We start from the raw sequence: 20,630 nt of genomic DNA, 5'->3' as shown, positions 1-20,630 counted from the left end.
AGCAGGGTGCACGGCGAGATGACCCTGCTGGGCCGCCTGGTCGCCGAACACACACGCCCCGGTCACACGCACGGTTCGGCCGCGGCGGCCTCCGGATCGGTGACCCCGGTCTATCTGGGCGGCTTCAAGAAACCGTGCCGGGCCTGTCGCTGGGTCATCGACGCGGTCAACGAGACCGTCGGCGCGCAACACGGCTTCCAGATCGTCGCACCGACCACGCACACGAACTACTACGCCCACTGGTCCCCTCCGGCGTGGCTGGCGGAGAGCGAGTACGAGGAGGTGTTCGACCGGGTCAAGGACAAGGCGCAACGCGACGGCCCGAAGTTCGTGGGGAACAGGCCGTCGGGCAGGACGGAACAATCCGCCGGGAGAGCAGGCGGCCGAGTCCGACTCGGATTACGCGTAGGTGTGGGGGCAGGCGGGGGGACGGGCTCCGGGTCCTAGGGCCCGCCGCCGGCCCCCCAACCCTGCCGCCTGGCGCATCCGCACAGGTGACCTGAACTGGCTGGGCCCTCCCGATCACCATGGATGAACCCCTAGCGTGGTTCCGAGAATCCGGCAAGCGTCGTGCGGACTTGGGGAGGCACCGATGGACACCAAACCCGTGATGGGAAAGCACCGCTCGCCGATCGGCGATGACGGGCAGCAGACGGGCCGACCGATCCCGCCGCCCAAGCCGTCGAAGTAAGGACCCCCTGCTGTGACGAGTGCTGGCCAGTCCGGCCCCTCCGTACGGCCGGACTCCGGGGAGCAGGGGCTGGTCGCTGAAGTCGCCCGACAGTTCGAGGAACCTCTGCCGCAGCGGTACGAGGATGCGCTGCGGAGGGTGTCGCGGCATTTGTTCTTGCCGGATGTGGTGTGGCCACGAGACGGCGTGGGCGGCTGGCGGCCGGTCACCCGTGAGAGCGAGCCCGCTGCCTGGTGGCAGGCGGCGTACGCGGATGCCCCGCTCGTCACCCAGTTCACCGACGGGCAGCCGTCGTCATCGGCTTCGATGCCTTCGTTGGTGGTGCGCGCCTTGATGCTGGCCGACCCCGCCCGCCACGTCGGCACGGCCGTCGACCGAGCGCCGGGTGCCGGTACCGGTCAAGGAAGGTTCCGGTTACTGGAGTTGGGCACTGGCACGGGCTACAACGCGGCCCTGCTGTGCGCCCTGCATGGCGACAGCGTCGTCACCACCCAAGAACTTGATCCGCAGCTCGTTCAGCGGGCGCGGCGAGCGCTCAAGAGCGCCGGATACACGCCGACAATCGTCATTGGCGACGCCTCCCGCGAACTCCCCCACCGGGAGGGGTTGTTCGACGTCATCGAGGCGACGTTCTCCGTCGACCATGTCCCGGACACATGGCGGGCAGCCGTACGGCCCGGCGGGCGCATCGTCACCCCCTGGTTCTCCGACTGGTCCGCCTTCGGCACCCTCGCCCTCGACGTGTACGCCGACGGTGCCGCCGTGGGCCGCTTCCATCCGTTCGGGTCGTTCATGACGATGCGCACCCCTGGCGCGCCATCAGAAGGGGCCACCACGCAAGATTCCGATGGCACGGGACAGCAGAGCCGTGCCGCCGCGGTGAGCACGACGTCACTGTCGCCGTGGCGCGTGGCCGGCGCAGGCCCGGATGCCGACTTCCACCTCGGGATCGCGGTCCCGCACGTCTCCTACGAGTGGGACACCAGCGGGCAGCACGCCCCCGTGCGGCTGTGGCTGGCCCACGTCGACCAGGAGTCGGTGGCCGCCATCGACTACGACGGCAAGGACGCGGACGCGTCCCGGTTCACGGTCCGTCAGTGGGGCCCGAAACGCCTGTGGGACGCCGCTGAGGCGGCCTACGCCCGGTGGGAGCTCCTCGGATGCCCGGGTGTTGGCGAGCACACCCTGGTGATCACGCCCGAGGGTGAGCACGTCGTCCACGTCCACGACGGGCAGACACCCGTCCTGCCGCGCCTCAGCCGCTGACCGACGGGCGCGGCACCCGGCGCGGGTGAAGCCGCCCCGCCGTGACGTTTCATGGCGCCTGGCGCTTCGACCGGCGTGGTCCTGACTGCCTGCCTGCCTCTCTTCCCCTGGCTCCGGGGATTTCGCGATCCGGCCATGGGTAGCGGGTGGTCGAGGAGGTTTGGTCACACCGTAGGCGGGTGGTCGACGAGAACGGCGCGGTTCGAGCGGAGCCAGGAGCGTTCGGCTTTCATCTCTTCCGCGTCGCCGCGGTTCAGGAAGGTCGCCCACGGCTCCTGGCCCAGGCTGCCCAGCCGTTGGATGCGCGCCGTCTCCCGGGCCTGGAGGCTGTCCAGCGCGTCCAGGACGGCTGCCGGGTGCGCACGGTAGGCGGTGCACAGGGCGTCGAGGCGGCTTCTCAGGGTGGAATCCCCGCTGATTGACTCCCTGCGCTGCTGCTCAAGGGGGCGCAGGGGCACCGTGTACCAGGCGAGTTGCGCGAGGTCGTCGAGGGCGTGACCGGGCGCGGCGAAGTCCCAGTCGATGAAGCCGACCAGTCGGTCACCGTTCCAGATGGAGTTCCAGGGGCCCAGGTCGCCGTGCCGGATGATCATGCCGGGCCGCCACGGCTCCTCCTGTGTGCGCCAGCGCGCGTCGGCGGGGGGACGGAAGTCGCGGACCGCTGTGTGGTACTCGCGCAGCCAGCATCCCAGTTCCTGGATGCCGGTGGTCGATCGCAGTGCGGCGGGCCAGGGGCTGAACGCCGGTTCGCCGTGCAGCAGTGAGACGACCTCGTCGGCGCCGTCGGTGCCGAGGGCCCGAGGGGCCCGGCTGAAGCCCGCCGCCTCCAGGTGGGCCAGCAGGGCGTGCACTGCCGGGGTCCACTCACCGGCGGGTCGGCGGATGGTCTCGCCGACGCGCCGCACGGTCGTCACACTGCCCTGGTCCGTGCCACCGTCTTCGATCATCGTGCCAGCTTAGGCGCCCGCCCACGCCACTGCCGGAGCGGCAACGGACCAGCGGCCGCGCGACAGTACTCGACGCCGTCCTCACCACTCCCGGAGACGTCATCTTCGCCCAGCGGGCCACCGCGGCGACGCGTGTAGTGCGTGGCGATCTGGGAGTCCGACGCCCGGTCGCCGTCACGGAGCCCGCGACGACTCAGTCACGCTGCCCGGTCCGACGCTCGTAGTCGGCGAAGCCGTCCTCGACCGTGGGCAATATCAACTCCACCCGGAAATACGGCACGCTCCACAGCGGACTGTCACGAAGCCCCTCGAACAGATCGGACCACGAGGTCAGGTCGTCAGTCGTTGCCACGAGAACATCGGACGGAGTGGCGGCCCAGGCTTCAGCGTCGAACCACCGGACCTGAACGGTGTCGTGTGCGTCCAGCAGAGGTTGCACGTGCTCGGCGATGATCTGCTGACGCTCAGGGCGCCCCAGTGCGAGCCACGAGGGCAAGGCGGTGAGGTGCACGAATATGGTGAACCGCGGACGCGGTTGGATGTTGGTCATAGCTTCATTGTGGATCAATCAACGCGACTGAAAGCCCGCTCAGCTCATGGGAGGGGGCACCCGCAGCGGTGAGAACGCTGGCGCCCCGGTGGCTCGGAGCGTCACGCCCGGTCAGGCGCGCCATCCAGGGTTGCTATTCGCGGAGGCTGACGAACCGTGACGTCCGCGGTCGGTCAGCTGGCTGGGGCACCGTTGCCCCCTGTGAAGGGGGTGGGTTCCAGCACGCGCTGGGCAGGAGGAAGTTGCTCAGCCGGCGCGCTGCCTGCCGGTAAGCACGCACAAATGAGTCGCGAACCAACCGCACCGGTGGTACTGACCAGCACGGTCACTTACGAGGAGATCCCATGAATCCGACCGGAGAGTCGACCACCCTGGCCTATAAGGGTTTAGACGGGATGCCCATGTGGATACTGGTGGGCATCGTCATTGTTCTCTTTGTGGGGTTCGCGGTCGGGAAACGAAAAGGTAAGTAGCGCTACCGGGCCAGGCCGCAAGTGGACAAGACCGTCGAGCGGCGGCCCCGCCTGCGGTCCAGCCCAGCTCGGAGCGCGGTCGGGGTGGGCTCCTCAGGGCGGTTCGCCGCTTCAGCGAACGATGACATTTTTCGTGGCGCGCCGACCGTCGAGTAGCCCGGTCGCCGCCAGCACACCCCACCAGTCCTGTCCAGAAGAGCAGCGCACTGGCCGGCCCTGCTGGGGTTACTCGGCCGTGTTCTGGGGAGCGGGTGGCTCTTGGGCGGATAGTTCTTCGGCCAGTTCCATACAGCGCAGGCGGGCTGCGGAGAAGTCGTAGGGCATCTTGCCGGTGGCTGCGAGCACGCTCATGGAGTCAGCCTCTCGTCTGCCGGGGCTGACGTCAGCCTTGTCCTCGCCGTCATCGGCGGTAGCGGGGTGCGAAGTGTCCCAGGCGTCGAAGAGGGCATCGTCGTCCTTCCCCAGGCCGGACTCCTCGATGACGGCCTGCAGGGCGCTTTCGAAGGCGTACCGCTCGACGGCCACTTGAGCCACCCGTGGATCATCGACGGCGACGCTGTCATCGAGTGCCTCCTCGGCGTCATCGATGCGGTCGGAATCCTCCCGCAGAGTGGGATGCGTGGCCAGGACGACGAAGCGGGTGGCCTGGATGGCCGCGCCGAGCGGGCCGAAGATCCGCTCAGTGACCAGCAGGCTGTCCAGGTCCGCCTGACGCAGAGAGCCCTCGGGCAGGCTCTTGAGGCGTTCGGTGACGAAGTCGGAGAGCAGGCCCCTCCGGCTGCCTTCGGTGCGCATCCGCCGCACGGCACTCCGCTGCCGCCGCAATTCCGCCTCCTGCTCGGCAAGGGTTTCCTCCAGCCGCTCCAGGATGCCCGCGATACCGTCTCCGCTGTCCGCACCGGCGGAAACCGTGCCAGTGGTAAAGGCGTCACGGATGTCGTCCAGGGCGATCCCGGCGTCGGCCATCTTGCGAATCCACAGCAGGCGGATCATGTCCTCGTACCCGTAGCGGCGGCGGTCATCGCCACCCCGCTCAGGCTCGGGGAGCAGGCCGATCTCGTGGTAATGGCGAATCGCCCGCGGCGTGGTGCCGGCGAAGGCCGCCGCGTCGCCGATCTTGACCTGGCGAGGTGGCATGAACGGCGCGTGCATGAGCAAGGACCTTTCCGCAAGGGACCGGGACGTAAGTCCACCGGATCACATGCCGCTACGGAAGGTGCAACCCCTCCACACCGCCCCGCGCCAATGTCATGGCTCCAGGGCGGTGACCACGCGGGTGATCATGTCTTCCTTCGCGTTCAACGGCATCGGCGTGTACGACAGCACGAAGCGAGTGCTGAGGTCTCGGGTGGCGAACATGCGGGTTCGGTAGCCGTAGGTGTCGCCGGTCTTGCCCCAGTAGGTTTTGCCGTTCACCGTGGCTGCCTGCAAGCCCATGCTGTAGCGAGCCGGGCTCCCGTCCAGCATGCGTACCGTCGACGGGGGGAGAGCGAACATCCTGTCCAGCGCCTGTGGTGCCAGAAGCGCCCCCGCGAACAGGGCCTGCTGGAAACGGAAGAGGTCCTCCGCAGTGGCGACGAGTTCGCCCTCGCCCCAGGAAGAGGACTGGTCATAGACCGTGATGTCGACCAGGCTGCCGTCCGTCATACGCAGATAGCCGCGCACCTGTGGGCCGTGCATGCGAAGGTCGTTTCCGGGGATCAGGGTACGGGTCAGCCCAAGGGGCCGCAGGACGCGGTCGGCGATCGCATCGCCGTAGCGCTGTCCGGTCAGCTCTTCGATGAGGAGGGCCAAGAACACGTAGTTGATACCCCGGTACTCCTGCCTGGTGCCGGGAGTGAACTTCAGGGAGTCGTGCGTCACGGTGTCGATCAGCGCCGCAGGTGTCCAGCGGTCGAAACGGTGCCGCAGCACCTTCTTCGGTGTGTCGAGGTCCGGCATGCCCCGGTGGTCGGGCAGGCCGCTCGTGTGGTGGAGCAGGTGCCCCACCGTGACGGAGGCGAACCGGGACGGAAGGCGGGTCCCGGGCAGGCAACGGATGATCGGTGCGTCAAGATCCAGCAGGCCCTCGGCCCACAGTTGCAGAACGACCGTCGCCACAAAGGCCTTGGTCACGCTTCCCGCGCGGAACCGGTCGTCTGCGCGCACCGGTCGCTCGTTCGCGAGGTCGGCCGTACCCGCGGTGCCGTACCAGTGGCCCTCCCTCCAGCTCAACATCAGTTGGGAGGAGGCGGCTTGCGGATGTGCGAGGTCGCTGATCGCGGCCTGGAGGTCACTGGTGTTGCCGGACGGCGCGGCGGACGACCGGCCAGTCACGCTCGCGGTGGCGAGCGCGAAGGCGCCGACGGCGCAACTGCCGGCGAACGCGCGCCGAGAGAAGTATCGGGTCATGGCGACCGATCTTCCACTCGCCCAGGCCCCACGGCATCCGGGGCGGCCCCCATCGCAGCCCTGACACATCCCCGAAAGACCCCTGAGGCGAGAAGGGTCCCGCAGCGTGATCCGGTCCGGTCCCATCCCATCCCATCCGAGCTTGTTGAGGGCGCCCACCGGCATTCCCCTTGAGTCACACTCAAGCGGCGCTCAAGTCATATTCAAGTTGGATGCCCAGGCGCAGGTCACCGCACGAATTGAGTGAGGAGGGCCAGCGCGAAGCCGACGCGGAATACCCCAACGCGCCGTACACAAACGGGAGTTGATGGATGTATCTATGTTGACCTTACGTGGTCATGCCACATAGCATCACGCCGCAAGCTATTGGCTGAGAGGAGTGCAAGATGGCACAGACTTACACCCCAGCAATCGGCACCACCACTGAACCAGCCACCTATGAATCCCTGGTCGAGGATGCGCTGCGTGAACTCGGCGCTGCCGAATCGGCCGAGGTGCTCGAACCGGTCGGGAGTGGCGAAGAAGGCCCGCTCATGGCTTGGTTCGTAGCCACCTGATCCATCCCGCAGGGCTCTGAGGGTTCCAGCCGCACCGGATTCCGCGGCTGGAACTCTCATGGAAACGACCACAGGACGGCAGGACAGGGGGAATAGGTTTTGAGTGTTGTGCAGTCGAGCCGCGAACTGCGGGATGGAGTCGATTCTCTCCTCGACCGGTACGTCGGAATAACCAACCACGATCACTGCGTCATCGCCTTCTCCCCGGACAGCCGGGAAGCGGCCGCCTGGCTCATGGCCGGCCTGAAGCAGCGCAATGTCAGAACACAGATCGTGGGGATGCGGCCGCTCGTGGATTACGAGTTCGCCGGACGCCTGAACTCGGCCGTGTCGGAAGCCGATCCCGACACTGGCCGGCTCATCATCTTCACTCTCGAGCGAGACACCATGTCCCACTTCTCGCCCCTGCTCGATGTGTTGCAACGGTTCGGCGCTGAACAGTGCATGGTGGTGCGTATCATCAGCGCGTCGCGCGACTTCTTCGAAAAGGCCCTCAACCTCGGCCCGGACGAACTCAGCGCACGCAATGCCGCACTGCTGACGCGGCTGACCAAGGCGCGTAGCGTCAGGGTCCGCACACGAAGTGGCACGGATCTGCGCATCGGCCTCGACTCCGATCGATTCGAATGGATCAGCAATCGCGGTGTGTGGCGGCCGGGCGGGTTCACCATTCTCCCGGCGGGGGAGATCGCCACGTATCCCGCCAGGATCGACGGCCGCCTGGTGGCCGACGGGGCCCTCAATTGCAACGTCATCACGCGGATAGACACCAGGCTGGCAGCCAACCCACTGACGGTCGACATCGAAGACGGTCGGGCCACCGGTTTCACGTGCGCCGACGACGATGTCCGCGAACTGGTGGAGCTCTGCTTCAAGCAGCCGCACGGCACCCGCGTGGGCGAGCTGGGTTTCGGGACGAACGCGGGAATCGACGCGTTCATCCCGGCCAACTCCCATATCAATGAGCGGCGAGTCGGCGTACACATCGGATTTGGACAGCACAATCAGGACCGTTCCGTGGTCGAGTACGAGGAGAAGGTGCATCTCGACCTCATCACCGATGGCGCCGAACTCTTCCTTGACGATGAGCCGGTACCGATCGACCTTGATGACCTGAAGTTGGTCGGGGACGAGCACCCGGCGCTGGTGAGGGACGAGGACATCACGGGCGACTGCTGCGGGTTCGGCTACGGGCAGTTGACCGATCCGGCTACGGCGGCACCGAGCGCCTGATCATGCCTATCCTGAGCAAAGCTCCTGCCTCGCGCATGGCCGACGGCGCCATGGGAGTGCGCGACTTCCGCTTCCTCTGGGCCGGACAAGCGGTCAGCGCCGTGGGAGACCAGCTTTTCACCATAGCCGTGTCTCTCCGGGTGATCGAGGTCGGCGGTGACGCCGGCGATGTCGGGCTGGTGATCGGCGGCCGGATGCTCGCGATGGTCCTGTTCGTGCTCGTCGGCGGGGTCTGGGCGGACCGTGTGCCCCGGCGAAGGGCCATGATCGTCGCTGATGGATTCCGGCTGGTGGCCATCACGGTGGTGGTGTTGGGCGCGTTCGACACGGCAACGCTTCCGCTCGCCGCCATGACCTTCCTCGTGGGCAGCGGAGAGGCATTCTTCCGCCCCGCATACGGCGGCCTTGTGCCCTCGGTCGTCCCCGAAGAGCGGTTGCTCAGCGCCAACGTATGGCGAGGCGGCATGGAGAGCGCCGCAGCCGTGCTGGGGCCGGCGCTGGGCGGGCTCCTGGTGGCCACCGCCGGGACCCGGTTGGCCTTCGCCATCAACGCTGCCACCTTCGCCGTCAGTCTGGTGTGCGTACTCGCGGTCGCCGAACCACCGATGCGGCGGCGGGACCCCCGCTCCTCCATCATCCGCGAGAGCCGAGAAGGACTGGCCGCCGTGCGCCGCGTTCGGTGGACGTGGGCCGTTCTCGTCATGACCGCACTGCAGACCATGCTCGTCGTCGCGCCTCACATGGTGCTGCTGCCGGTCATCACGCAGGAAAAGTTCGGAGGACCCTCGTCCTACGGTCTGGTCCTCGCCGCGTTCAGCCTCAGCGGCCTCGTCGGTACGATCATCGTCGGACGCATTCAGCTGAGGCATCCCGGAACGAGTGCGATCATCTTCAACGCGCTTTTCGCCACCGTTCCCCTGGTCTTGCTCACCCCGTTCTCCGTGGGCTGGGTCATGGGCGGATACATGGTCGCCGGATTCGCGATGATGCCCTTCAATACTCTTTTGCATACCGCTTTGCAGCGCCAGTTCTCCCCGTCCCTTCTCGGCCGGGTGACTGCGGTCGACTCGCTGTGCAGTCTCGCCCTGCTGCCGATCGGTCTCGCGAGCGCCGGGCCACTGGCAGATGCCCTGGGGCGCACGACAGTACTGTGCGTCGCCGCGGCCGTACAACTCGCCACCGCGGCATGGGTGCTGACTGTGCCCGGAGTACGCGATTTCCATCAGGACGAACGGTCAGATATCGAGCATTCGGAGGTAGAAGATGGCGCTGGAAGAAGTTCTTGACGATCCGTCGATGCTGGCATCCATTCGCGACAGGAAGCCGCACGTCAGTCGAGGTCTGGGCAAGCTGGACCACGTGTTCTCCACGGAGATCGCGCAGACGCTCCTTTTTGACCGCGGACTGCGCGCCCCCTATATCAGGCTGTGGCGCAAGGGCGAGGACATCGGAGTCCGGGACACCGCCAAGACCAAGGGCGGAGCCGACGAGCGCAGGGTGCTGTCCGGGCTCGTCGATCCTCAGTACGCGGTGTCGGAAATACGTGCTGGAGCGACGCTTGTCTTCCAGGCGATGTCCACGTACTGCCCCGAAGTGGCGTCATTTTGCGCGGACCTGAGTGACGACGTCGGTTGTCCCGTCGCCGCCAACGCCTTCCTGACTCCGCCCCACGCACAGGGTGCGCCGGTGCACTACGACATGGCGAGCGTCTTCATACGGCAGTTGGCGGGATCGAAAACATGGCGTCTTCACGAACCGCCAGCTACCTGGCCCATCAGGCGCTCGAAGCCGGGCGACACACCGAAGACCCCGCTGGCTCATGAAATCACCCTCCATCCCGGTGACTGCCTCTATCTGCCCCGCGGTTACTACCATGAGGGGATCACGGGCGAAGAGGGGTCCGTGCACATCACGTTCTCCGACGGAGTGGAGGACCATTGGGTCGAGGTCCTGCACGACGTACTGGACCTGGTGGCCGAGCGAACCGAATCGTTGCGAGGCCGACTGCCCGGCAGGGCAGAGGCGTTGAGCGGCCAGTCGAGGGAGCTGTGGCAATCCGTCCGGAAGGATGTCGTTCGCGCGCTCGACGGGCTGGGAGACGAGATGATATCCGCACTGATTGTGCGGCGTCTCCAAGCACGCGAAGAGGAGCTTTCCAGGTCGGAACCTGCCCGGCTCGCCGACATTCTGTCAGTGGAGTCGAAGCCGGGTGATGTGTGATGGGAGCCGGCCGGGACGAAGCGATCCGGGTCGGGATAACGTCTACCGGCACCATGAGCCTGGTCCGAAGCCACCAGAGAGCGGTATTCGGTCTCCTTGAGCCCTATCTCGAGGAGGGACAGCCTTCCTGCCTGCACCCCGGCTTGGTCTGGGAGTCGACGCAGACATCCGCCGCGGGGGTGGACTCCGAGCGCATGGCCGACCTGATCCGCAGCCTGGGCACCGCGGGTCTCATGCCTCCGCTCGAGCACCTCGCGCTTGACGCGCCGCTGTACCCCGACTGGTGCCGGTGGGGCATCCACCAACTCCTGACGGACATTCAACGTACGCGTGGCACCGATGACACTGTCTTCGGCACACCGGACACGAAGGAGGGCGTCGCACACCTGGAAGGCGCCCGGGAAGTCCTGCGAAGGGTATGGCCGGAGGCCGCCCTGGAAATGGATCTGCTGATCCGCGTCATCGTGTACGTGCAGGGTGGCGCCTTCCGCTCCGCCACACTTCGCCAGACCTTCGGTGCCATCTACCTCGGCACGGCCAGCGTCGAAAGCACTCCTGCCGCCTTCGAGGCACTCCTGCACGAAACCGGCCATCACGCCCTCTATCTCCGCAACCACTTCGAGACGTTCGTGACGAACGGTGACGCTCTGATGAGCCACGCCCTGCGTCCCGATCCACGACCAGTCGCCGGTGCCGTGCACGCCGCACATGTGCTCGCACGTATGACGTACGGGCTCACCCGCTGGGCAAGCGAGCCGACCGCGCCGCCCGAGGTCTCCGAACGACGCGACCAGGCCCTGCAACGTCTCCAGGCAACCATCGCGGCACTGGAACCGGTCGCCGAGTGGACGGAGAGGGGTCGGTTGTACTTCGACGATCTGCTCAAGTGGGAGCAGGAACTGACGGGCGTTCAAGGCTGACGGGTCTGGGCGTTGGGGCCGCCTCGGGTCGCCCTGGGGGGCGCAGACGCACCGAGGCGGAGGTGGGTCGTACAACGAGAGGGGCAGGCGGCCGGCGGCAGTAGCACTGGGGTTGAGGACGGAGTGGCAGAGTGCCCGTACGGCGCCTCACCTTGGACTGCCGCGCGCGCCGGCGCATGCCTCGCCTGCCACGGCGGGTGGCATCGCCGGCGCCTACCCGGGACCGGAGAACCGGCGATGCGTTGGTCGGACAGAACCCCTGCAGGTAGGGAGAGCAGGGCACACCTGCAGGGTCAGTGACCAGCCACCTCTAGCGGCCGGCGATGTACTGAATCTCCGGGTAGCGCGGCGAGGCCCCCATGAGCAGGTGCCCCGTGTCGGGGCGGCCGCGCAGGTGCGCGTCGAAGAACGTGCGCACGGTCGCGCGTACCGCTGCGACCGCACGTTCGGCGGGGATCGTCCCCAGTGGCAGGGGCAGCGGCACTCCCAACTGCGGTCCCATGGACACCAGGTCCGTGAACGAGAGGTGGTCCGCGTCGGCCAGGCGCAGGCACCGATGCCAGCCGCGCAGGTTTTCCCAGAGCGCGGACCAGGTCGGATCCTGGCGGAGGCCGTCGTGGACGGCGGTGTCCACCAGCAGGAACGGCTGGTCCAGCCCACGCTCGACCACCGGTCCGCGAACGGAGCCGTCGAGGTTGACGCCCGCTCGCACCCGAGGATCATCGGCCATGACGGCCGCCGTGGCGGCGCCGCCCTGGGAGTGCCCGAACGCCCCCACCCGGGACAGGTCCAGAACCTTCGACAGTCCGCGCGGCAGACGGCGCCGCTCGGCGTCGGGGTTTCCACCCCGGTCGAGGCAGGCCAGCTGGTCCAGTACGAACCGCAGGTCGGCGGCGCGTACCGCGACTGCCTTCCTGACGGTGTCCTCGTCCTCCTCGGGGCGTGTGAGTACGACGCGGCCGTCGGGGAACTCCACCTCGCCGGAGTCGTAGGGGTGGTCGACGGTGACGACCACATACCCCCAGGACACCAGGTCCTCGACGACGAGGGTGTTGAAGGTGCGGTCGGAGGCGTAGCCCGGCGAGTACAGGAGGACGGGGCGCCGGCCGGAGCGGGCGGGTGCGCGATCCGCGCTGTGCGTCGTCGGGAGGACGACTGCGTCCAAGGCACCGCCGTAACGGGCCTTCAGCGCACGTTCGGCGCCGGCCGGCAACCACGGCAGTCTCGTACGGCCCCGGGTGTCGTCCGCCGGATAGGTGACCGTCACCATCAGCTCACGCGGTTGCTTCGGATCCGCCCACGGGTCGGTCCTGGAAGGGTCGACCAGGTGCAGTTCCGCCGCGCCCACCGGGAGGGGGCCGGTCGGTCCGGCCAGCCGCACCGTGACGGGACCAGCTGTCGGCGCGCCAGACTGCGCGGGCGCCGTGGCGGCGAAGGCGGGATGCAGGGCGGAGGACGACGCGACTGCGGCGACGCCACCGGCTATGAGCACACGGCGAGTTGGGCGGACGGGAGACATGGCGCTCCTTCCATGGCCCGGCTCGACGCCGTGAAGAAGACCTCGATGGACCCGGCCTGGTGATCATCTAGTCCTCCGCAGCCTAGATCACTCCGCCCGGGACACCGGCGCCGCCCCCCTGCCTTCGCAGCCTTTCGCACCGATCACCTGACCTGACAACGACGTTGGGAGCTGTGGCTCCGGCGGCGATCAGGCGGACGACGGTCCTGGTCCCCGATCCTCCGGGGGTGTCGGAGCTCTGTCGGTGCCGGCCGTGATCTGTAGGGGGTGTGTCGGCGGCGCTTGCGACCGTGGCCGGGATGGTGCTCCCCACGAGCACACGTGTCCCCCAGAGCAAGGAGCCTGTCCTCATGCTTCCCGTATCCCAGAACCAACCATGGGACGTTCGCCGCCTGCCGTCAGCCGAGGGCAGGACTGTACTGGTGACCGGAGGCAACGCCGGGATCGGCTATTTCGTTGCGGAGCAGCTCGCCGCCACCGGCGCCGTCATCGTCCTCGGCAGCCGGGACGCCGCGAAGGCCGACGCCGCCATGGCCTCCATCCACGCCCGTGTACCCGGAGCTCGTGTACGGCACCTGCGACTGGACCTCGCCGACCTGTCGTCCCTCAGGGCATCCGTGGACGCACTGGGCCTCGACCGTCTCGACGCGGTGGTCCACAACGCCGGGGTCGCGCTCGACGACCCACCGCGTCAGGAGACCGGGGACGGCCACGAGCTGATGTTCGCCACCAACCACCTCGGCCACTTCGCACTCACCCGATGGCTGGCACCCCTGCTGTCCGCAGCGCCGGAGGGCCGCATCGTGACGGTGGGAAGCTTCGCCGCACGGTCCGAGCGACTGGACATGGATGATCTGCAGTCGAGACAGGACTACCGGCCCAAGCGCACCTACGGCCGGTCGAAGCTGGCGCAGATGTGCTTCGCCTTCGAGCTCGACCGCCGCCTGCGCGCCGCCGACAGCACGGTACTCAGCGTGGTGGCCCACCCCGGCGGCGCACTGGACGCCCTCACGCCGTCACGACCGCCCGTACACGTGACGACCCTCGCGAAGCGACTGCGGGCCATGCCTGCGGGGCTCGTGGTGCAGGGCAAGGACGCCGGAGCGTGGCCCATCGTCCGTGCCGTCCTCGACTCGGAGGTGGCAGGAGGGACGTTGTGGGGGCCGAGGGTCTTCGGCCTGCGTGGCACACCACGACGAGAGCCCGTCCCCTCGCACATGGCCGACCGGACCGTCGCGGCCCGCCTGTGGGACGCCAGCTGTGAACTGGCCGGCACCGCTCCCCTCCTCGGCTTCCGCCTCCGGTAGACGCGGAACCTTGCTGGTCGGGTCGGGTCGGGGGGCGGGGGGCAGCGCGAGTTCGGAGGCACGGACGACGGCTCGGCCCCCCGCTGCGGGACGCGCTGACGGAGCCACGCCAGCCCACCTGATCGGGGCCGGGGACAGCCCTCCGCCGCGTCATACGCCCACAGGGCGAAAGCACTCCCCGGGTCCCGTGGATGCGACAGGCTCCCGCCGCCGCTGGGCGCCGTCGCTGATGCGGATCAGGAGGGCGACCATGAGCCAGTTGGCGACCATGGAGGAGCCACCCTTGGCGAGGAAGGGCAGTGCCTTGCCGGTCAGCGGTATGAGGCCCATGACGCCGCCGGTGACGACGAACACCTGGAGGAGGAGGGCGCTGGAGAGGCCGACGGCGAGGAGTTTGCCGAACGGGTCGCGGGCCAGCAGGGCGGCGCTGAGGCCGCGTTGGGCCAGCAGACCGTACAGCATCAGCACCGCCATCACCCCGGTGAGGCCGAGTTCCTCGCCGACGGTGGTGAGGATGAAGTCGCTGTTGCCCGCGAATTTGATGAGCTCGGGATGGCCCTGACCGAGCCCGCTGCCGGTGATGCCGCCGCTACCGAAACTGAACAGGGCCTGGCCCAGCTGCTCGGAGACGCCCGCCTCCCTCCCCGCGTCGGTGAAAGCGTCCATGGGGTGCTGCCAGGCAACCACGCGGCCGTGGACGTGCGGCTCGATGGAGCCGACCACGGCTGCCCCGAGCACGGCCATGAGCAGGCCGCACACCACCCAACTGGTCCGCTCGGTGGCCAGGTACAGCATGATCACGAACAGCCCGAAGAAGATCAGCGAAGTGCCGAGGTCCCGCTCGAAGACCAGCACGAGCAGGCTCAGCCCCCAGATGGTCGCGATGGGCCCGAGCTGGCGCCCAGGTGGCAGACGCATCCCGAGGAAGCGGCGGCCGGTCAGGGTGAGCGCGTCGCGGTTGACGGTGAGGTACCCGGCGAAGAACACCGCGATCATGATCTTCACGAACTCACCGGGCTGTACCGACAACGGCCCCAGCATGATCCACCGCTTGGCGCCGAACTGGTCGGCACCGAAGAAGGCCGGTGCCATCAACAGCGCCAGGGCGACGGCCATCGTCACGTAGACGTACCGCTGCAGCCAGCGGTGTTCGCGCACCACCAGCAGCACCCCGACGCACACGGCGACCGCGATCACCGTCCACACCAACTGGCCGTTCCCCGTCGGGGCGATCTTCAAATCAGGCCTGGCCGTGTACGTCACGTCGAGCCGGTGCAGCAGCACCAGGCCCACACCGGTCAGGAGCAGGGCCACCGGCAGGATCAGCGGATCCGCCCGCGCCGCCCAGCGTCGTACGGCCAGATGCGGCACCAGAGCCAGCAAGACGGTGGAGACCGCGAACCCCGCCAGGCCCGACGGCAGCCGGCCCTCCATCGACAGACCCACGTACGCGTAGCCGCCCACCGAGATCGACACCGCGAGGACGAGCAGCCACGCCTCGGTACGCCGCCGGTTCGGTGCCTGCGCCAACGCCGCGAACGACATCGTGTGGGCGGCCGCGTCCTGCTCCGCCGGTTGATCCCTCCGCCGGTCGGCCCCTGTTAATCCCCGCACCGATCCCCCTCCCACTGGAACCTCCCCCATACCGACAACCGCCGCAGAACGGGTGCCCCACGGCGGTGACGTGTCGGGAGACGATGATCAACCCGGACCGGTTCCCCGATGTGGTGCTGCTCATCGCGACGTCCCGGGTGGGGAGAGATAGGGGGAGACGCGTGTCCCGGCCGACCGCCAACGATCGCCGGCCGTCATCGGTGAAGGGGACGAGAGGCGGTTGGCATGGCGGGGCAGGGTGACACGTTTGCAGGTGCCCGACAGACGGCCAGGCGCGGAGGCCGGCGAACTTTTTTTGAGAATTTCTCGCGACGCTGTCACACATCGGGGCGGACGCGGTTCAGCCAAGTGTGAGGGTGCACGGCGACGCCGACGCCTTCACACCGGATCGGCCCACCGGCCGTTCACCGAAGCCGCGTCACCACTCATAGGAGTACCCCATGTCCATGACCTACGTCATCGTCGCCGTTTTCACCGCCGCCTGGATCGGCTTTTCCGGATTCTCGCTCCTGCGCCGGGCGGAGTTCGTCACCGAGCCGCTGATGGACTACGGCGTGCCGCGTTCGTCGTGGACGCTGCTGGGGCTGGCCAAGGCGGCCGGGGCCGTCGGTCTGCTGGTCGGCCTGGCGGTCCCTGTGATTGGTGTCGTGGCCGGGGTCGCTCTGGTGCTGTACTTCCTGGGCGCGGTCGTCACGGTGCTGCGGGCCCGCTCGTACAAGACGGTCGTCTTCCCCGTCCTGTATCTCGCGCCCGCCGTGGCCACCCTGATCCTCGGCCACGCGGCTTGAGGGGGCCGGTGTGCCCTGGCCCCGGGCCGCCGGCAGGCGCGAATGCGCGCGCCTGTCGGCAGCCGGGTCCACCCGGTGTGCGCTGGCGAAAATGCCAGGAACCGGTTACACCGGGAACGCCGGGTTACACCGGAAACAAAGGGTCAGGCCGGGAACACCAGGAACGCTCGGAATCAGAAGAGCTCGCGGTACTGGTTGTAGCCGTAGCCGATCTTCACCTTGGCCTTGAAGGGCGCGGCTGCCTTGCCGGTGCCCTTGTACAGGTAGAGGTCGCCCTTGGTGTCACGGGCGACCAGGTCGCTGCGGCCGTCCTCGTCGACGTCGCCAGTGGCCACCAGCTTGTTGAACTGGTTCCAGCCGCCGCCGACGCGGACTCGCTGGGCGAAGGGCGTGCGCAGGTCACCGGTGCCCTTGTACAGCCACAGGATGCCCTCCTTGTCGCGGGCGACGATGTCCGGCCGGGTGTCGCCGGTGAGGTCGCCGAGGCCGGTGATCTGGGCGTACTGGTTCCAGCCGCCACCGATCCGGGTACGCGGGGCCAGCGAGCCGTCCGTCCTGCTCTGCCAGCGCCAGAGGTAACCCTGCTTGTCGCGCGCCAGCAGGTCGGGGTGCTTGGCGCTGCCGAGGGCGCCGGGCATGATGATGTTGTCGTACGGGCTCCAGCCGCCGCCAATGCGCTTGAGATCGCCGTGCAGCCACAGGTTCAGCGTTCCGTCGTTCATGACGTGGTAGGCGCCGTCCTGGGCGCCGGTCATCTCCAGGTCGATGGAGACGCCGTACTTGAAGTCCTTCCAGACGTACGCGCCGGAACGGGGGCCGTAGCCGCTCTTTCCGTCGGGCAGGTATACGTACATCTGGCCCGACGGGAGGATCCCGGACAGGAAGTAGGACGGCGCGGCGGGCGTCGGCTTGCGGGCCGCGGCGGCCTTGTCCGTGGCCAGGGAGGCGTTCTGCGCCGAGGGCGACGCGGCGGAGCCGTCGGCGACGGCCGTACCCGCGGCCGTCGCGGCCAGGATGACGGTCGTCGCCACCGTGGCCGTGCGCGCCAGGGCGCGCCGACGGCGGAAGAGGTGTTTCACAAGGAACTCCGGACGGTTGGTGGATGTGGTGATGGGTGTGGCGGAAGCAGTTCGGGCCGCACCACGTGTGGATGTGCCGCGCCGATGAACCTGAGCGGGCACGGTCGGGCCTGCCCTGCGGATCCCCCCACGAGGTCTGAACCGCAAGAATATCGACGGGCCGTCCGGCCACCCGGCCCGGGGCGCACCTCACATCTCTGCGTGCCAGGCACAGTCAGACGACGCGTCACAGTGACTGAGAGATCGACGCGGGAGCGACCAGCGGGCCTCCAGACCGCAGCACTTGGGTTTCCTCGTGGCGCAGCAGAAGTGTGGCTGGGCGCTCTTGGCGTCGGGCGGTACCGTGCGGTCCAGGACCGAGGGGGATGAGCTGATGCGCCCAGTGCTGTTGGTGGATGTGGACGGACCGCTCAACCCATATGCCGCGAAGCCGCACCGTCGGCCCGCGGGGTATCAGACGCACCGTCTGCTGACGCCTCGGTGGGAAGCCGCCGAGCGGCGCCGGCTGGCTGAGTGGGGGCTGCCGAACAAGCCCGTGAGGCCGCTGCGGGTGTGGCTCAACCCGGAGCACGGCCCGGCGCTGGATGCCCTTCCCTTCGACCTTGTGTGGGCGACCACTTGGGAGGAAGAAGCCAACTCTTTCATCGCGCCGGTTCTGGGACTACCCGAGCTGCCCTTCATTTCCTGGTCCTCTCGGCAAGTGCGGCCCGGGGGCGGTGTGTTCTAGAAGACGCCGGAAATCGTCGCGTGGGCGAAAGGCCGTGCGTTCGCCTGGATCGACGACGAGATCACAGAGACCGACCTCGCCTGGGTTGCGGAACACCACGACGGTGCTGCCCTACTACGCCGGATCGATCCTCGACACGGGCTCACCCCCGACGACTTTGCCGCGCTGACGGCATGGGCGACCGGCCTCGACTGACTTCCCAACCGCTCGACTACCGAGCGCGACACCGCTCCCCACGAACCCTGCAGGTCAGCTTATCGGTGGAGGCCGACGGGTTGCTGGAAAACGCGAGCCGGTACGCGCCTCGATCGGGGTGGGGCCCAGAATGGCAGGTGAGCAGAGCAGGGGGGAATGTCATGAGGGGATGGGTGTGAACCAGCGGCAGACCGGGCGGATGGTACGAGCCTCCGCAGGCCACCGGGCCGGGTTTCGGGCCTGCCACCATTTCGGCACTCTGGTGGCCTTGCCTCCGGCGAGTCGTGCCAGGCTGGGCCGTATGCGAGGCAGGGGGAGCGCCGTGGGAGTCCGTCAGGGTGGCAAAGGGCATCGGTGAATTCCTGGTCGAGACCGTGGGGGAGGCCGTGGGAGAGGTGATCCTGAGCGTGGTGGCCTGCGGCCTGCTCGCTTGCCTCGTCCTGCTCGTCTATCTGAGCTGGTCGCTCAGCCCGCGTCTGACCATCGCCGGAACTGGGGTGATCAGCTTGTTCCTCGCCCACGGCGCATGGAGGACGTTCCGCGCCTCCGAGAAGGGACGCGGCCATCGCGGCCTCGCCGCCGTGACAACCGCAGCCTTCACTCTGACAGCCATCACAGCTGTCTTCCTGTCTGCCTACGCCTCGAATTGCGGCTGCCTGTAAGAAATGGTGTGGTTGCCGGGCCTCGGCGTGCCTGCGCCCGAAGGTGGGGAGGCGGACGCACTCCATTCCTTCCACGAGCTGACTGCCTCCGGAGAGCACGTGCAGAAGATGTACGACGGACTCTCGCCCGAGGACGAGTTCGGCCTCCTCACCCATGTATGGGACCTGGTGAGCGACGCGCAGGACATCTTCATGTCCGTTCAGAGCAAGGATTTCGCGTTGCGGTCCTTCTTCCATGCCATCGGCCCCGCTCGAGCCGCGCTGCTGCCCGGATGGTGCGGCAACTTCTTGCTTACCTCAGCCCAGGTGCGACTGACGCGTGCCGCGGTCGAAGAGGCTCTGGCTTTCACTCCTGACGAGCGCGCGGCGGCAGAGGATCAGGACTGGCTGGACTACGGCGAAAGTGAGGAGAGCGTCCTTGCCGGTCCTCTGCGGATGTGGCGGCAGGCAGCGGCGGATGGACGTGGCCTGTGCGGGGTATCGGTGGTCGCCTACTGATCTGGGCGACTGGTGCGCGATGGCGCCCTGCCTGCGCGATCTACTGGTCTGTCTTCGCCCACGGTTTGACACCGAGCCTCCCGGTGGTTCCCAGGTCGAGGTTCAGGGTCAGCGTGACCGGCGAGGCGCCTGTTTTCGCACGGACTTTCACATAGGGCACGTTCACGGGCGAGCCGGACTCCGTGGTGTTGCGCCACACCAGGGCAGCGGCCGCAGACTGGCCGGGGCGCAGCGTGACGGGCCGGGGCTGCTTGTCGGGCCCGGCGCCTGTGGTGATCTCGCTGCTGCCATGGAGAATCTTGATGCCGTGGATGGTCTTGTAGTTGCCGTCCAGGAGTTCCAGCAGTGGGTAGCCCTCGATGCTGTAGTTGCGCTTGCCGCAGTTGTCGAGACGCAGACCTATGACGCGCAGCCCCATAGCCGCATCCCCGTTGTCGGCGCTGACGCGGATCCCGGAGGCGGGACATGCCCCGGGCTCGGCTGGCGCTTCATTCGCGGGGACCTTGGTCACTGTGAGGACCTTGGCCCGTGTCACCCGCGGTGCAGAGGGCGGTAGTTGCCCGGCCCGGACCGTACCCCTCACGATTTTTCCTGGGCCGACGTCGCGCACGGTCGTGGTCTGACTGGCCACTGCCCCACCATCACTGCTCATGAAGGTGATGACGACCGAGTAGGTGAGGGTCTCGGTGCCCTCGTTGGTGACCTCAAAGGACGCGACGGCGTCGCCTGAGTCCAGGGCAAGGCTGTCCGCGGAGACGGAAACGCGGCGGGTGGGCGTGGGGGAGGGGGAGGGGGACGCAACGGTCAGTGAGGTGATCCGTACGCCGTCCTTGCCCGCATCCTCGACCTGCGGACGGGACGGCGGCACGGATGCGGGAGCGCCAGAGGACCCGGCGCCCGCGCTCTCCGTACCGCAGGCCGTGAGCAGGACGGCGGTCGCGCCGAAGGCGGACAAGAGGGAGGCAGCTCTTCGCATTCGGTCACCTCATCAGC

General features: G+C 68.0%; 19 protein-coding genes and 1 pseudogene. 12 read left to right on the top strand and 8 right to left on the bottom strand.

Annotated elements, in window-relative coordinates; translation table 11 throughout:
• Positions 1 to 18 precede the first annotated feature (18 nt).
• Positions 19 to 447, top strand: a complete 429-nt coding sequence (locus ABZ404_RS25740) for a hypothetical protein (RefSeq protein ID WP_358833198.1) — start codon at positions 19 to 21, stop codon at positions 445 to 447.
• A 256-nt stretch (positions 448 to 703) separates the two neighbouring features.
• Complete coding sequence (locus ABZ404_RS25735) at positions 704 to 1,957, top strand: methyltransferase domain-containing protein (RefSeq protein WP_358833199.1); 1,254 nt, start codon at positions 704 to 706, stop codon at positions 1,955 to 1,957.
• A gap of 164 nt (positions 1,958 to 2,121) precedes the next feature.
• Here the strand turns inward: ABZ404_RS25735 and ABZ404_RS25730 are convergent, their stop codons facing one another.
• The 4 genes from ABZ404_RS25730 to ABZ404_RS25715 form a co-directional block, all read right to left on the bottom strand.
• On the bottom strand, positions 2,122 to 2,904 hold the full coding sequence (locus tag ABZ404_RS25730; RefSeq protein WP_358833200.1) for a phosphotransferase: 783 nt from the start codon (positions 2,902 to 2,904) through the stop codon (positions 2,122 to 2,124).
• A gap of 193 nt (positions 2,905 to 3,097) precedes the next feature.
• Positions 3,098 to 3,454: a darcynin family protein gene (locus tag ABZ404_RS25725; protein ID WP_358833201.1), complete on the bottom strand. Its 357-nt coding sequence runs from the start codon at positions 3,452 to 3,454 to the stop codon at positions 3,098 to 3,100.
• Between the two features lie 698 nt (positions 3,455 to 4,152).
• Positions 4,153 to 5,079: a MerR family transcriptional regulator gene (locus ABZ404_RS25720; protein WP_358833202.1), complete on the bottom strand. Its 927-nt coding sequence runs from the start codon at positions 5,077 to 5,079 to the stop codon at positions 4,153 to 4,155.
• Between the two features lie 96 nt (positions 5,080 to 5,175).
• Positions 5,176 to 6,318 (bottom strand): serine hydrolase domain-containing protein, encoded by a 1,143-nt coding sequence (locus tag ABZ404_RS25715; RefSeq protein ID WP_358833203.1) that lies wholly within the window; start codon positions 6,316 to 6,318, stop codon positions 5,176 to 5,178.
• A 386-nt stretch (positions 6,319 to 6,704) separates the two neighbouring features.
• Between ABZ404_RS25715 and ABZ404_RS25710 the strand changes: the two genes are divergently transcribed.
• The 5 genes from ABZ404_RS25710 to ABZ404_RS25690 all read left to right on the top strand — a co-directional run bounded on the left by ABZ404_RS25710 (position 6,705) and on the right by ABZ404_RS25690 (position 11,248).
• Positions 6,705 to 6,875 carry a hypothetical protein gene (locus ABZ404_RS25710; RefSeq protein WP_358833204.1) on the top strand — a complete coding sequence of 57 codons (171 nt, stop codon included), beginning with the start codon at positions 6,705 to 6,707 and terminating at the stop codon, positions 6,873 to 6,875.
• A gap of 99 nt (positions 6,876 to 6,974) precedes the next feature.
• Positions 6,975 to 8,108, top strand: a complete 1,134-nt coding sequence (locus ABZ404_RS25705; RefSeq protein ID WP_358833205.1) for a hypothetical protein — start codon at positions 6,975 to 6,977, stop codon at positions 8,106 to 8,108.
• 2 nt (positions 8,109 to 8,110) lie between these two features.
• On the top strand, positions 8,111 to 9,394 hold the full coding sequence (locus tag ABZ404_RS25700) for an MFS transporter (RefSeq protein WP_358833206.1): 1,284 nt from the start codon (positions 8,111 to 8,113) through the stop codon (positions 9,392 to 9,394).
• On the top strand, positions 9,372 to 10,328 hold the full coding sequence (locus tag ABZ404_RS25695; RefSeq protein ID WP_358833207.1) for a cupin domain-containing protein: 957 nt from the start codon (positions 9,372 to 9,374) through the stop codon (positions 10,326 to 10,328). The genes ABZ404_RS25700 and ABZ404_RS25695 overlap by 23 nt, the downstream gene beginning before the upstream one ends.
• A 194-nt stretch (positions 10,329 to 10,522) precedes the next feature.
• On the top strand, positions 10,523 to 11,248 hold the full coding sequence (locus ABZ404_RS25690; protein ID WP_358833208.1) for an HEXXH motif-containing putative peptide modification protein: 726 nt from the start codon (positions 10,523 to 10,525) through the stop codon (positions 11,246 to 11,248).
• 310 nt (positions 11,249 to 11,558) lie between these two features.
• On the opposite strand, the gene ABZ404_RS25685 is transcribed toward ABZ404_RS25690, so the two are convergent.
• Positions 11,559 to 12,767 (bottom strand): lipase, encoded by a 1,209-nt coding sequence (locus ABZ404_RS25685; RefSeq protein WP_358833209.1) that lies wholly within the window; start codon positions 12,765 to 12,767, stop codon positions 11,559 to 11,561.
• Between the two features lie 350 nt (positions 12,768 to 13,117).
• On the opposite strand from ABZ404_RS25685, the gene ABZ404_RS25680 reads away from it, so the two are divergent.
• Positions 13,118 to 14,074, top strand: a complete 957-nt coding sequence (locus ABZ404_RS25680) for an SDR family NAD(P)-dependent oxidoreductase (protein WP_358833210.1) — start codon at positions 13,118 to 13,120, stop codon at positions 14,072 to 14,074.
• Positions 14,075 to 14,224: 150 nt separating this feature from the next.
• Here ABZ404_RS25680 and ABZ404_RS25675 read toward each other — a convergent pair whose 3' ends face one another.
• Positions 14,225 to 15,619, bottom strand: coding sequence for an FtsW/RodA/SpoVE family cell cycle protein (locus tag ABZ404_RS25675; RefSeq protein WP_358833221.1), 1,395 nt, complete (start codon positions 15,617 to 15,619; stop codon positions 14,225 to 14,227).
• A 509-nt stretch (positions 15,620 to 16,128) separates the two neighbouring features.
• Here ABZ404_RS25675 and ABZ404_RS25670 point away from each other — a divergent pair.
• Positions 16,129 to 16,476 carry a DoxX family protein gene (locus ABZ404_RS25670; protein ID WP_358833211.1) on the top strand — a complete coding sequence of 116 codons (348 nt, stop codon included), beginning with the start codon at positions 16,129 to 16,131 and terminating at the stop codon, positions 16,474 to 16,476.
• A 173-nt stretch (positions 16,477 to 16,649) separates the two neighbouring features.
• Here the strand turns inward: ABZ404_RS25670 and ABZ404_RS25665 are convergent, their stop codons facing one another.
• Positions 16,650 to 17,555: a VCBS repeat-containing protein gene (locus ABZ404_RS25665; RefSeq protein ID WP_358833212.1), complete on the bottom strand. Its 906-nt coding sequence runs from the start codon at positions 17,553 to 17,555 to the stop codon at positions 16,650 to 16,652.
• A gap of 373 nt (positions 17,556 to 17,928) precedes the next feature.
• Here ABZ404_RS25665 and ABZ404_RS25660 point away from each other — a divergent pair.
• From ABZ404_RS25660 to ABZ404_RS25650, 3 genes and pseudogenes are all read left to right on the top strand, one after another.
• Positions 17,929 to 18,477 (top strand): annotated as a pseudogene (locus tag ABZ404_RS25660) (HAD domain-containing protein).
• 338 nt (positions 18,478 to 18,815) lie between these two features.
• Positions 18,816 to 19,139: a lysine transporter LysE gene (locus ABZ404_RS25655; RefSeq protein WP_358833213.1), complete on the top strand. Its 324-nt coding sequence runs from the start codon at positions 18,816 to 18,818 to the stop codon at positions 19,137 to 19,139.
• A 3-nt stretch (positions 19,140 to 19,142) separates the two neighbouring features.
• On the top strand, positions 19,143 to 19,637 hold the full coding sequence (locus tag ABZ404_RS25650; protein WP_358833214.1) for a hypothetical protein: 495 nt from the start codon (positions 19,143 to 19,145) through the stop codon (positions 19,635 to 19,637).
• Between the two features lie 40 nt (positions 19,638 to 19,677).
• Here the strand turns inward: ABZ404_RS25650 and ABZ404_RS25645 are convergent, their stop codons facing one another.
• Positions 19,678 to 20,613: a DUF4232 domain-containing protein gene (locus ABZ404_RS25645; protein ID WP_358833215.1), complete on the bottom strand. Its 936-nt coding sequence runs from the start codon at positions 20,611 to 20,613 to the stop codon at positions 19,678 to 19,680.
• Positions 20,614 to 20,630 lie beyond the last annotated feature (17 nt).

This window comes from Streptomyces sp. NPDC005878, assembly GCF_040629815.1.
Taxonomy (GTDB): Bacteria; Actinomycetota; Actinomycetes; order Streptomycetales; family Streptomycetaceae; genus Streptomyces.
This window is presented reverse-complemented; position numbering and strand designations above follow the sequence as displayed.

Excerpts from the sequence above, each read along its gene's own strand:
- ABZ404_RS25740 (WP_358833198.1), top strand. The coding sequence starts at position 19 with ATGACCCTGCTGGGCCGCCTGGTCGCCGAACACACACGCCCCGGTCAC.
- ABZ404_RS25730 (WP_358833200.1), bottom strand. The coding sequence starts at position 2,904 with ATGATCGAAGACGGTGGCACGGACCAGGGCAGTGTGACGACCGTGCGG.
- ABZ404_RS25725 (WP_358833201.1), bottom strand. The coding sequence starts at position 3,454 with ATGACCAACATCCAACCGCGTCCGCGGTTCACCATATTCGTGCACCTC.
- ABZ404_RS25720 (WP_358833202.1), bottom strand. The coding sequence starts at position 5,079 with ATGCACGCGCCGTTCATGCCACCTCGCCAGGTCAAGATCGGCGACGCG.
- ABZ404_RS25715 (WP_358833203.1), bottom strand. The coding sequence starts at position 6,318 with ATGACCCGATACTTCTCTCGGCGCGCGTTCGCCGGCAGTTGCGCCGTC.
- ABZ404_RS25710 (WP_358833204.1), top strand. The coding sequence starts at position 6,705 with ATGGCACAGACTTACACCCCAGCAATCGGCACCACCACTGAACCAGCC.
- ABZ404_RS25700 (WP_358833206.1), top strand. The coding sequence starts at position 8,111 with ATGCCTATCCTGAGCAAAGCTCCTGCCTCGCGCATGGCCGACGGCGCC.
- ABZ404_RS25695 (WP_358833207.1), top strand. The coding sequence starts at position 9,372 with ATGGCGCTGGAAGAAGTTCTTGACGATCCGTCGATGCTGGCATCCATT.
- ABZ404_RS25690 (WP_358833208.1), top strand. The coding sequence starts at position 10,523 with ATGGCCGACCTGATCCGCAGCCTGGGCACCGCGGGTCTCATGCCTCCG.
- ABZ404_RS25685 (WP_358833209.1), bottom strand. The coding sequence starts at position 12,767 with ATGTCTCCCGTCCGCCCAACTCGCCGTGTGCTCATAGCCGGTGGCGTC.
- ABZ404_RS25680 (WP_358833210.1), top strand. The coding sequence starts at position 13,118 with ATGCTTCCCGTATCCCAGAACCAACCATGGGACGTTCGCCGCCTGCCG.
- ABZ404_RS25675 (WP_358833221.1), bottom strand. The coding sequence starts at position 15,619 with ATGTCGTTCGCGGCGTTGGCGCAGGCACCGAACCGGCGGCGTACCGAG.
- ABZ404_RS25670 (WP_358833211.1), top strand. The coding sequence starts at position 16,129 with ATGTCCATGACCTACGTCATCGTCGCCGTTTTCACCGCCGCCTGGATC.
- ABZ404_RS25650 (WP_358833214.1), top strand. The coding sequence starts at position 19,143 with ATGGTGTGGTTGCCGGGCCTCGGCGTGCCTGCGCCCGAAGGTGGGGAG.
- ABZ404_RS25645 (WP_358833215.1), bottom strand. The coding sequence starts at position 20,613 with ATGCGAAGAGCTGCCTCCCTCTTGTCCGCCTTCGGCGCGACCGCCGTC.